The organism is Roseibium sp. JB4-4 (assembly GCF_055693425.1).
In genome coordinates this window covers 5773774-5784940 of the sequence record NZ_CM146333.1, presented here as the reverse complement: position 1 = coordinate 5784940, position 11167 = coordinate 5773774, and the positions used below count along the sequence as shown (strand labels likewise).

The following is an 11167-nucleotide window of genomic DNA, read 5'->3' as shown; positions in this document are numbered from 1 at the left end:
AGATCGTCACCGATCTCGAATGAACGAGATGTCCTCGTTCAGGATCTGCCGGAAGTCTACAAGTTGCCCTGACTGTCGAAGCGAAACGACACTTTGCTGTGCCGAAGGCCTGGAAAGAACAAGCGGATCAGAGGGGTTTCCTCCTCCACCATCTCCTCCAGAAGTCGCGTCATTAGAGAGCTGTGCAATCCGAACAAATTCATTCATAGCGAAACACTCGGTACTTTTTCATAAAACCCACTGAGGAATGTTTACAGTTTTTTCACCTTATATAAAACCCAAAGTTTTATTAACTTTATTAAAGGTAAACGCCGTCACTGAAGCGAACGTCCGCAACGTAAATCGGCACGCAACCTATAGATGAAGGTAGGTAGAACTGCGGGAAATCCGGGATGCGTAAATTTGAAAAAGAAAGTGCAACCAATCACAATCGCAATAGTTTAGTTAAAATCACTTTACTACGAACGAGGAAACGAATTTCACGCAGAATAATAGTTTAAAAGAAAATCTCATGAAGTAATTAAGTGTAATCAACTTAATTTCTTTACAATTCAGAAACAAGCAAAAATGCTCACATGGTTAATACACATTCAATTGCCTAAAATTTAAAAACTACTGGCAAAGAGGATCATTGGGGCCCGACATCAACCACAACCTCGAGGCGTGAATTTCCTTTGTGCCAATGATGTCTTGCCTCACCGCAAAAGGGTCTTTCTGGCCGTCTCTCAGGAATTCATGCTAGAAACTGTGCGGCAGTCCTTCACTCGAAGTCGAGACTAGATTTAAACCATTGTTTTAATTTTCTTTTTTTGAAGATCCATGCGTACGGGTCTCTTTGCGAAACGGTTTTTTCGTGTCACGCTGCTTGCATCGAAACAGGATAGCCAAAGGTAACTGTCAGAAACTGGAGGTTGAAGCGCTCCCCCGCCAGTTTCGGCCAACGGCGTCTAAAGGCTGGAGACGATAAGACGAGACGAACCGGCGGTCTTGATGGTGCGTTCAACCGCGCTCCAGCTCAGCACCGAATAAGTTCAATAAATCCACTGAGCAAAAGGCAAGCACTGGCGGCTCGATGGGCGCCATGTCAAAAAACTCAGACATGCTTGGTGCGGACGGCGGGACTTGAACCCGCATGGCCTAGGGCCGACAGATTTTAAGTCTGTTGTGTATACCAATTCCACCACGCCCGCTCTTTCTCCTCACCTAACGACCTTCTTGAAAAATCGCAAGCGAGTGCGATCAGTTTTCCTGCGCGGAGATGACCGAATTCCTGCAAGCTTGATTTTTGCTTGATCAAAAACTGGAAATTGCCCGCTCGGGACTGTATGTGAACAGACGGAAAAACGTATTACATTAAGCGCATGAACGCCGGGATCGGCACGAACACAGCGCAAGACAATCAAAAAAATCGGACAGTCCATGGTCAGCTACATTGATGCCGCAGAAGCGCCTTTAAAAAACACAGGGCAAGTGCGTCTTTACGGGCCAGAGGATTTCGAGGGAATGATGCGCGCCGGACAACTGACGGCGACCTGCCTCGATGCGCTTGCCGGCATAGTGAAACCGGGTGTGACCACCCAGGAAATCGACGATTTCGTGTATCAGTTCGGCATGGATAACAACGCCATTCCGGCGACGCTTAACTATCGCGGCTACACCAAATCCAGCTGTACATCAATCAACCACGTTGTCTGCCACGGGATTCCCAACAACAAGGCACTGCGTGAAGGCGACATCGTCAATATCGATGTGACCCTGATCCTGGACGGGTGGCATGGCGATTCCAGCCGCATGTATCCGGTCGGCCAGCTGAAGCGTGCATCCGAGCGGCTGATCGACGTGACATATGAATCGCTCATGCGCGGAATAGAAGCGGCCAAACCCGGCAACACAACAGGTGATATCGGCGCAGCAATCCAGACCTATGTGGAAGCTCAGCGTTGTTCGGTCGTGCGGGACTTTTGCGGGCACGGCCTCGGTCTGCTTTTCCACGACACGCCAAACATCCTGCATTACGGCCGCCCTGGTGAGGGTGTGGAACTGAAGCCTGGCATGATTTTTACAATCGAGCCAATGGTCAATCTGGGCCGGCCGCATGTGAAGGTTCTGAGCGACGGATGGACGGCCGTGACACGCGACCGTTCGCTGTCGGCCCAATTCGAGCACTCGATCGGCATAACGCCGGATGGCTGCCAGATTTTCACGACATCGCCAAAGGGTCTTCACAAACCCGGCCTCCCGGCGGCGTAAGATCGCAATGAGCGAAGCCAAGTCCGGCGGCGCAACTGCCAGCCACAAGGGCCATCGTCAAAGATTGCGGGAACGGTTTCGAAAGACAGGCGAGCAAAGTCTTGCTGACTATGAACTCCTTGAATTCCTGCTGTTCTCCGCACTTCCCCGCCAGGACACCAAGCCAATTGCCAAGGCCCTGCTGCAACGGTTCGGGTCGTTTTCCGCCGCGCTTGCAGCGCCACGGGAACGGCTTAAGGAGATCGATGGTCTTTCAGATGTCAGCGTAGACACACTGCAAGCCGTTCACGCAGCCATTGTCCGCTACCACAAGGGGGAACTGGATGAGCGGCGATTGCTGGATTCATGGTCGAAAGTGATCGACTATCTGCAAGCGGCCATGGAACATTCGACGGTGGAAGAATTCCGGATTTTGTTTCTCGACAAGAAGAACGGCCTTATTGCCGATGAGGTCCAGCAGACGGGTACCGTCGACCACACCCCGGTTTATCCGCGTGAAGTGATCCGCCGCGCACTTGAGCATTCCGCAACGGCGCTCATTCTTGTCCATAATCACCCATCAGGCGATCCGACGCCTTCGCGCGCAGACATCCAGATGACGCAGAAAATCATCGACATCGCGAAACCGCTCGGTGTCGAAGTTCACGATCACATCATTATTGGCCTGAGAAACAATGTCAGCATGCGCGGACTGCAATTGATCTGATTTGCGACGCACAGGCACGCAAGTCTTGCAGCACTTGATCACCGCCGCCTATTCTTGCCAAGCGCATTTTTATATCACCACTTGTCTAAGCGTCCGTATTTACGCGTTTTTTACCAAGTCATAAGGGACTTTCCTTAACCTGATTTCGCAATACTCGGCCCGAAACAATCAGGCTCTTGTATGCAAAACTCGACCAAAAACTCTGGCGGACGCATTGCCAACGCGATCATCGTACCGATGGTTGCGGTTGTGCTGACATCCGTTCTTGGGATTTTCGGGCTCATGCACTGGTCGGCAAGGTTATCGGACCGGACAGCCGAGCAATCTCAGGAGCGGTTGATCAATGGTGCGCTCGAGCTGACCCGAAACTACCTTATCAAACAACAGACCGGTGTTGTCATCTGGGACGACGCGTATCACGAGGTCAACCAGGAGGACCCCGACGAGAGCTGGATCTTCAACAATGTGATGCACTGGCTGTTCCAGAACCACCGCTTCACAAAGGGTGTTCTGATCAACCGGGATTTTGAAGTTCAGCAGATCTACGCGCAGAACTATACCAGCAAGTGGATGACGCCTGAAGTCTTGCACAGCCTGAAGCCAGCCATTGCAAAGGTGCGCGCGCGATACATCACTTCCTTCCGCAAGACCCCCTCCGGCCTGTTCAGTTTTGTACCCAAAAGCAGCGATGCCAGACGTTCGATTGCCGAAACGGGGATTGTCTCGATGCAGGGTGAGCCGCATCTGTTCAGTGCCGCAGCTGTCATGCAGCAGATCCAATCGATCTCGCCGATGCGTAAACCGCCTTCGGTTCTAGTCAGCCTTGTTCCCCTGCGCGGTGAAAAACTCAAGGGCATTGCCGAAATGTCCCGGCTGGACGGCTTCGTCCTGGCCAATATTCAGGCCCCTCGCCCGGGTGTCGGCCAATATCTGCTGAGGTCGCCCCGCGGAAACGATGTTGGTGTCCTTGCCTGGCGATCAGCACAGCCGGGCACGCAGATGATGCGCCGGATCAACCCGTTCCTGGCGTTGGCTGCTTTCATGATCGCCGCAGTCGTGATTGCTGTTACCATTTTTACCCGGCAAATGACCAAGCGCCTGGCACGAAGCGAGGCAAACGCAGTCCACACATCACGTCACGATGCCCTTTCCGGCTTGCCGAACCGCGCCAGATTTCACGCGCTGCTGTCCGACATTCTCGAGGAAAGTTTCCTGAACGGATCAAACTCTGCTGTGGTCTATATCGATCTTGACCACTTCAAGGACATCAACGACACGCTTGGCCATTCAGCTGGCGACAAGGTCATCATGGCCGTCGCCAGGCGCCTCCGCCACGTTATTCCCGAAAGCGGTATCGTTGCCCGTATCAGCGGCGACGAATTTGCGATGGTTCTCAGGAATTGCGAAAGCGAAGAATGGCTGGAATACATTCTTGACCAGGTCCATGACGAAATCGGGCGACCGATCATGATCGGACGCCGCGAGATATTCGCCAGCATGTCGATGGGGGCTGCCATTGCTCCCCGTGATGGAAACGACCCGGACGAATTGTTGCGCAAGGCTGACATTGCGCTCTATGACGCCAAGGAAAACGGCCGTAGCCGCCGTTCATTCTTTGAACCGTCTATGGAGCAGCAGGTGCAATCGAAGGACGAAATGTCCCGCGAACTGCGTCTTGCCTTGAAAAACGACAAGCTTGATCTCGCCTACCAGCCCCAGTCGGACACGACGGCCAAGCGCATCGTATCTGTCGAAGCGCTTGCCCGCTGGACAAGGGAAGACGGAACAGTTGTATCGCCGGCACAGTTCATCCCTGTTGCCGAAGAGACTGGCCTGATCAATGACCTTGGCATCTGGGTTCTGAACAAAGCCTGCGCCAAGGCGCACGACTGGCCGGGAATTGTCGTGTCGGTCAACGTGTCGCCAAACCAGTTCAAGCACCCCCGCTTCGTTGAAAAGGTCATGGCGATCCTGGCAGCCAACAATCTGCCGCCGCAGCGCCTTGAGATTGAAGTGACTGAAACGGTTTTCGCCGGAAGAAACGACAGTGTTTTGAAAGCGCTGCGCCGCCTCAAAAATCTCGGCGTCAAAGTTGCACTCGACGATTTTGGATCCGGCTATTCAAGCCTGAGCTATCTTCGCCGGTTCCCCTTCGACACTCTGAAGATCGACCGGGATTTTGTCTCCGACATGAACGGTAATGCAGAAGCTGAAGCCATCCTGGTCTCGATCATCCAGCTCGGCAAAGCGCTTGGCATGACAATTGTCGCCGAGGGTATTGAAACCGCACAGCAGATCCGTTTCCTGCAGGATCACGACTGCCACAGAATGCAGGGCTATTTCATATCCCGGCCGCTTTCTGATGTTGCGTTGTCGAAATTTCTGGAAGACTTTCAGGGAACCGAGAGCAACGGTTTTGCAACCGATCTCAGTTACCAGTCCAGGGCCTTGGGCAGCTAGCCGCGGGGCCTATTGCCAAAGTTGAGACGGTCCCTGACTTCAGACGACAAGGTCCAAAAACTCAAAAAGGGCGCGGTTTCAGCCTTCTTGGCCAATTCGATACCCATGGCCTGTGTCAGGAGTGTCAAACCGAATTGGCCAAACTCGGTACGAACCATGTCTTGAAACCAGGCCTGGTGTTGACGCCTGCGACACACGTACAGCCGCTCTTCGCTCGCAAGGTGCTGTCTATGACGCCCCATCTGCGCCACCAGATCTGCAATTCCCTCACCTGTTTGCGCCGAAACCTGTTGCACGGGAACCTGCCAGTCCTGGCCACCATGGCGACTTAAGGAGAGTGCACCGGCCACGTCCGAAGCCGCCCGCCGGGCCAATGGTCCCATGTCAGACTTGGTCACCGCCACCACATCGGGAAGTTCCATGATACCCGCTTTCATGAATTGCAGGCTGTCGCCGGAACCCGGCTGAATGCAAAGGACAACCGTGTCGGCGGCCTGTTTCAGGTCACCTTCGGATTGGCCGATGCCGACGGTTTCGACAATGACCCTGTCACAGACAGCCCGCAACAGCGTGATGGCTGCAACCGCGTGATCCGACAGGCCGCCAAGCCTGTCCCGCGCCGCCATGGAGCGGACAAAAACCCTGTCATCTTCCGGGTCGGTCTTCAAACGGGTTCTGTCCCCCAAGAGCGCGCCACCCGTCAAAATCGAGGACGGATCAATGGCCAGAACGGCAACGCGCAATCCCTCCTCCCGATAGGACGTGATCAAGGCGTCTGTGAGGCTCGACTTTCCGACACCAGGAGGGCCTGTGAGGCCGATTACCTGTGCAATGGGCTCCGAACAGACGCTGTCCAGAAAGATTGCGGTCTCCTGCTCACCTGCGCCGGTTTCAAGGCGTGTCAGCATGCGCGCAAGGGTGCGTTTGCCACCCTTGCGCAACTGATCCAATGTGGGAAACGGCACACTCACCTTTTCCTCACCCCGTATCATGCAAGCGGAACTGTCGCATTCAGTCCGACGATTGCTTTTTAAGCGCCGATTGTGCGGCCGCGAGCCGGGCGATCGGCACACGGAAGGGAGAGCACGACACATATTCAAGTCCAACTCCTTCGCAGAAGTCGATTGAGGCTGGATCGCCGCCGTGCTCACCGCAGATACCAAGCTTGATTTCGGGTCGGGTTGCACGACCGCGCTCTGTTGCAATCGAAATCAGTTCGCCCACCCCCTCCTGGTCGAGGGAGACGAATGGATCCTGTTCCAGAATGCCTTTTGCCTGATAGGTGCCAAGGAACGACGCAGCATCATCTCGGGAAATCCCGAACGTTGTCTGTGTCAGGTCGTTGGTCCCGAATGAAAAGAACTCCGCTGATTGAGCAATTTCAGCGGCACGCAAGGCTGCGCGCGGCAGCTCGATCATTGTACCGACATGGTAGGTAAGTTCAGAACCCGTTTCTTCCATGACGGCCTTCGCCATGGCGTCTATCCGGCCTTTGACGAGGTCCAGCTCTGCCTTGACCCCGACCAGCGGCACCATGATTTCAGGCACCACCGGTGCACCGGTTTCCTTGGCGGCAAGAACGGCGGCTTCAAAGATCGCGCGTGCCTGCATTTCTGCTATTTCAGGATATGACACCAGAAGACGGCAGCCGCGATGGCCGAGCATCGGATTGAATTCTTCCAGAGCCAATGCGCGATCACGCAACAACTCCGGATCGGCACCCATAGCTTTCGCGACTTCCGCCAGTTCCTCATCGGATTTCGGCAAGAACTCATGCAAAGGTGGGTCAAGCAATCGTATTGTCACGGGCAACCCATGCATGATCTCAAAGAGATCGGCAAAGTCCTTCCGCTGCATTGGCAATAGCTTGGCGAGCGCGGCTCTGCGCCCATCCTCTGACCCGGCCAGGATCATCTCACGCACCGAGACAATGCGCTCACCTTCGAAGAACATATGCTCGGTGCGGCAGAGCCCGATACCCTCAGCACCGAAATCGCGGGCGACCTTGGCATCCTGAGGCGTTTCTGCATTGGTGCGCACCTTCATGCGGCGGCCCCGGTCTGCCCAGCCCATCAATATGCCGAAATCACCTGAAAGCGTTGGCTGAAGCATCTTGACTTCGCCGGAAAGCACCTGCCCGGTCGCGCCATCGATTGTGATCGTGTCGCCTTCTTTCAGTTGGCGTCCGGCGCAATTGATGACACCGTTTCGATAGTCAATCCTCAGAGCCCCGGCACCAGCGACACAGGGCTTACCCATTCCGCGCGCCACGACCGCCGCGTGACTTGTCATGCCGCCACGGCTTGTGAGAATGCCCTCCGCCGCATGCATGCCGTGAATGTCTTCAGGGCTGGTTTCGACACGCACAAGAATGACCTTTCGGCCATCTCCCTTTGCTTTTTCCGCCTCGTCTGAGGTGAAGACGATTGCTCCGGAAGCCGCTCCTGGCGAGGCAGGCAGACCGGTGGTGACTATATCGCGCTCCGCATCCGGATCGATGGTAGGATGAAGCAGCTGATCAAGGGCACCAGGTTCTACCCGTCCAATCGCCTCTACTTCGCTCAAAACACCCTCTTCGACCAGGTCAACGGCAATTTTCAGGGCCGCCTTTGCTGTGCGCTTGCCGTTCCGGGTCTGCAACATCCAGAGCTTACCCTTCTCGATGGTGAACTCCAGATCCTGCATGTCTTTGTAATGCGCCTCAAGCCGGTCGCAATAGGACTGGAACTCTGCAAATGCCTCAGGCATCAGCATTTCGAGTGACGGATTGGAAGATCCTGCTTCAATCCTGGCCTTCTCAGTAATGTCCTGCGGTGTCCTGATACCGGCGACAACATCTTCACCCTGAGCATTGACCAGGAACTCGCCGTAAAGCGCCTTTTCACCAGTGGAGGGGTTGCGGGTAAAGGCGACACCGGTTGCCGACCCCTCCCCCATGTTCCCGAAGACCATGGCCTGTACGTTCACCGCCGTGCCCCACGACGCCGGCAGGTCATGCAGCCGACGATAGGTCACGGCGCGCGGCACCATCCATGAGCTGAAAACAGCCCCGACAGCGCCCCACAATTGCTCGCGTGGGTCTTGAGGGAACGGTTTGCCGAGTTCCTCTTCAACAAGGTCCTTGTATTTTGCAATAATCGACAACCAACCGTCAGCATCGACATCCGTGTCGAGTTCAAGTTCGTTCTGTTCCTTGTGAGTTTCGAGAATTTCTTCAAATTCGTGGTGGTCCAACCCAAGCACCACGTCCGAATACATCTGGATGAAACGACGATAGCTGTCATAGGCAAAGCGGCGGTCATCTGCCTCTTTTGCAAGTGCTTCGACAGTCTCGTCATTGAGGCCCAGATTGAGGACCGTGTCCATCATGCCAGGCATGGACACCCTGGCTCCGGATCTCACCGACAACAGCAGCGGTCGTTCCGTATCCCCAAAATTCCTGCCCGTTGCCACACCGACTTTATCAACGGCCTCAAACAACTGAGCACTCAACTCATCGGGATAGGATTTGTCGTGATCATAATACCAAGTGCAGACTTCAGTGGTGATCGTGAAGCCGGGAGGAACGGGCAGACCAAGGCTGCTCATTTCAGCAAGGTTCGCACCTTTGCCACCAAGCAGGTTGCGCATTTCGGCTGCGCCTTCTGCTTCCCCATTGCCAAAGCTATAGACCCACTTGGCCATATTCACTCTCCTAACCGATGCCGGCGACAAACGCCTCCGTCATATTGCACTGCACATACCTGCAACGGCAAAGGATTGGCTTCAAGCCCTTTCTCCCGGAATCCGGGCTCTATCGCCCATTGGGCCCAAGCTTTCCGACGATGTGCAAATTCAAATGGATTTAAACCGTCAGAAAGTTATCCGTCTGCCTTGCCGCATAGCCTTAAAGACGCCATTGTCAAAGGCAATAAGCAAGATTCCTAACTGTCGGTGAAGATGGAGTTCGACGAAGTATGACCCAAGCGACCGGTGCCGTTGCCAATGTGGACCGAAAGCCCCTTAAACGGAGGCTCCTTGCGCTGGTCAGTGCAATCGCCCTATTGCCGGCAGCCGCAATGGCGGAGACCACAGCCGAACCAGAGATTTACGGCACGCCAACAGGCCTGCCCTTCAATCTCTCCGGAAGCTACCTTTCCGGACGTCTGGCCGGGTTTGACAAGGACTATGCTCAAGCTGCCGCATTTTATGAGGAAACTCTCGCCGCTGATCCCAACAACACAATGCTGCTGGAGCGGACTTTCCTTCTGAAGCTGGCAAACGGAGATGTCGAACAGGCCGTTGATTTTGCGGAAGAACTTGAGAAGGCCGGTCTGGAAAATTTCCTCGCACAGCTTGCCATCGGCGCGCAGAGACTGATCGATGGCAGTTATACAAATGCGGATATTGCCTTGTCCAAAGGCCGGAACGGTCCGCTTGCGCAACTTTCTATCGGCATATCGCGTGCTTGGGCGCTTTACGGCAACGGCAAAGTCGACGAAGCCGTTGAAACCATCGACGAACTCAGTGGTCCGGAGTGGTTCGAAGTTTTCAAGGCAACGCATAAGGCACACCTGCTGTTTGCAGCTGGCAGGAATGCAGATGCGCTCGAAGCCATTGAAGGAGCCTACGCAATCGATCAGGGCGCAATTCGCGTCATCGATGCATATGCGAGGATCCTTGCCGCCAACGGGCGTCAAAAAGAAGCGCTCGAGGTTCTCGACCAATACGACCAGCAGTTCCGAGGCCATCCAAAACTGGTGGACACCCGCGAAACCCTGATGAGCGGCGAAGTCATTCCGCCCATGGTGACGGATCCCTCCCAGGGCATGGCAGAAATTCTTTACGGCCTTGGCGCTGTCATTGGCCGGGATGGCGGCGAGGAACTGTCGACATCCTATCTGCAGCTCGCACTCCACCTGGACCCAAAGGCAGAATTTGCGGCTATTGCGCTCGGCAGTGTTTTTGAACGGATGGAACAGCCCGAACGCGCAATCAAAGCCTTGATGATGGTGCCCGAAGACAGCGTTCTGAAACGAGAAGCGGAAATTCAGGTCGGCATGAATTTCAACGCCCTGGACAAGCTGGACGAAGCACGCTCCCATCTGGAAGTTCTCATTGAACAAGACCCGTCTGATCTTGAGGCGGTCATTGCGCTCGGCAATATTCTGCGGTCTCACGAGATCTATGACGAAGCCGAAACCACATATACCCAGGGACTTGATACGATTGCCGAACTGGAAGACCGGCATTGGATCATTCTATATTTCCGCGGCATCGCACGCGAAAGACTGGACAAATGGGACCTTGCAGAAGCAGATTTCCGCAAGGCACTTGAGTTGAATGAAAACCAGCCTCTGGTTCTCAACTACCTCGGATATTCGCTGGTCGACCAGGGTCTGAAGCTCGACGAAGCGCTCGATATGATCAAGACGGCGGTCGAGCTGCGGCCAACCGACGGCTATATCGTTGACAGCCTTGGCTGGGTCTATTTCCGTCTCGGTCGCTATGAAGAGGCCGTGAAGGAACTGGAGCGTGCGATTGAACTCCGCCCGGCGGATCCCGTGATCAACGACCATCTTGGTGACGCCTATTGGATGGTTGGCCGGCGCAATGAAGCCCGGTTCCAGTGGAACCATGCCCGGGACCTTGGGCCTGAAGAAGATGAGCTGCCCAAGATCCTCGACAAGATCGCCAATGGTTTGAAGGACGTTCCGGTGACCGACGCTGCCAATGCGGAAACGAAAAACAACGGCGGCTGACCGGAGGTTT

7 protein-coding genes and 1 tRNA gene are annotated in these 11167 nt (G+C 54.8%); 4 read left to right on the top strand and 4 right to left on the bottom strand.

Features of this window, described 5'->3' with window-relative positions:
• Positions 1-6 precede the first annotated feature (6 nt).
• Positions 7-207 carry a hypothetical protein gene (locus tag ACZ1HV_RS27330; RefSeq protein ID WP_472716899.1) on the bottom strand — a complete coding sequence of 67 codons (201 nt, stop codon included), beginning with the start codon at positions 205-207 and terminating at the stop codon, positions 7-9.
• A gap of 897 nt (positions 208-1104) precedes the next feature.
• Positions 1105-1190, bottom strand: a tRNA-Leu gene (locus tag ACZ1HV_RS27325).
• Between the two features lie 229 nt (positions 1191-1419).
• Here ACZ1HV_RS27325 and map point away from each other — a divergent pair.
• The 3 genes from map to ACZ1HV_RS27310 all read left to right on the top strand — a co-directional run bounded on the left by map (position 1420) and on the right by ACZ1HV_RS27310 (position 5416).
• Entirely contained in the window at positions 1420-2250 is an 831-nt protein-coding gene (map, locus tag ACZ1HV_RS27320) for a type I methionyl aminopeptidase (RefSeq protein ID WP_298818607.1), read from the top strand.
• 7 nt (positions 2251-2257) lie between these two features.
• Entirely contained in the window at positions 2258-2956 is a 699-nt protein-coding gene (radC, locus tag ACZ1HV_RS27315) for a RadC family protein (protein ID WP_472716898.1), read from the top strand.
• Positions 2957-3136: 180 nt separating this feature from the next.
• A complete protein-coding gene (locus ACZ1HV_RS27310; protein ID WP_472716897.1) occupies positions 3137-5416 on the top strand; it encodes a bifunctional diguanylate cyclase/phosphodiesterase in 2280 nt (759 codons plus the stop codon).
• Here the strand turns inward: ACZ1HV_RS27310 and ACZ1HV_RS27305 are convergent.
• Positions 5413-6381, bottom strand: coding sequence for an ArgK/MeaB family GTPase (locus ACZ1HV_RS27305; protein WP_472716896.1), 969 nt, complete (start codon positions 6379-6381; stop codon positions 5413-5415). The genes ACZ1HV_RS27310 and ACZ1HV_RS27305 overlap by 4 nt on opposite strands.
• A 46-nt stretch (positions 6382-6427) precedes the next feature.
• A complete protein-coding gene (gene ppdK / locus ACZ1HV_RS27300; protein ID WP_472716895.1) occupies positions 6428-9100 on the bottom strand; it encodes a pyruvate, phosphate dikinase in 2673 nt (890 codons plus the stop codon).
• A gap of 272 nt (positions 9101-9372) precedes the next feature.
• On the opposite strand from ppdK, the gene ACZ1HV_RS27295 reads away from it, so the two are divergent.
• Positions 9373-11157: a tetratricopeptide repeat protein gene (locus ACZ1HV_RS27295; RefSeq protein ID WP_472716894.1), complete on the top strand. Its 1785-nt coding sequence runs from the start codon at positions 9373-9375 to the stop codon at positions 11155-11157.
• Positions 11158-11167 lie beyond the last annotated feature (10 nt).

Excerpts from the sequence above, each read along its gene's own strand:
- ACZ1HV_RS27330 (WP_472716899.1), bottom strand. The coding sequence starts at position 207 with ATGAATGAATTTGTTCGGATTGCACAGCTCTCTAATGACGCGACTTCT.
- ppdK (WP_472716895.1), bottom strand. The coding sequence starts at position 9,100 with ATGGCCAAGTGGGTCTATAGCTTTGGCAATGGGGAAGCAGAAGGCGCA.
- ACZ1HV_RS27310 (WP_472716897.1), top strand. The coding sequence starts at position 3,137 with ATGCAAAACTCGACCAAAAACTCTGGCGGACGCATTGCCAACGCGATC.
- radC (WP_472716898.1), top strand. The coding sequence starts at position 2,258 with ATGAGCGAAGCCAAGTCCGGCGGCGCAACTGCCAGCCACAAGGGCCAT.
- ACZ1HV_RS27295 (WP_472716894.1), top strand. The coding sequence starts at position 9,373 with ATGACCCAAGCGACCGGTGCCGTTGCCAATGTGGACCGAAAGCCCCTT.
- map (WP_298818607.1), top strand. The coding sequence starts at position 1,420 with ATGGTCAGCTACATTGATGCCGCAGAAGCGCCTTTAAAAAACACAGGG.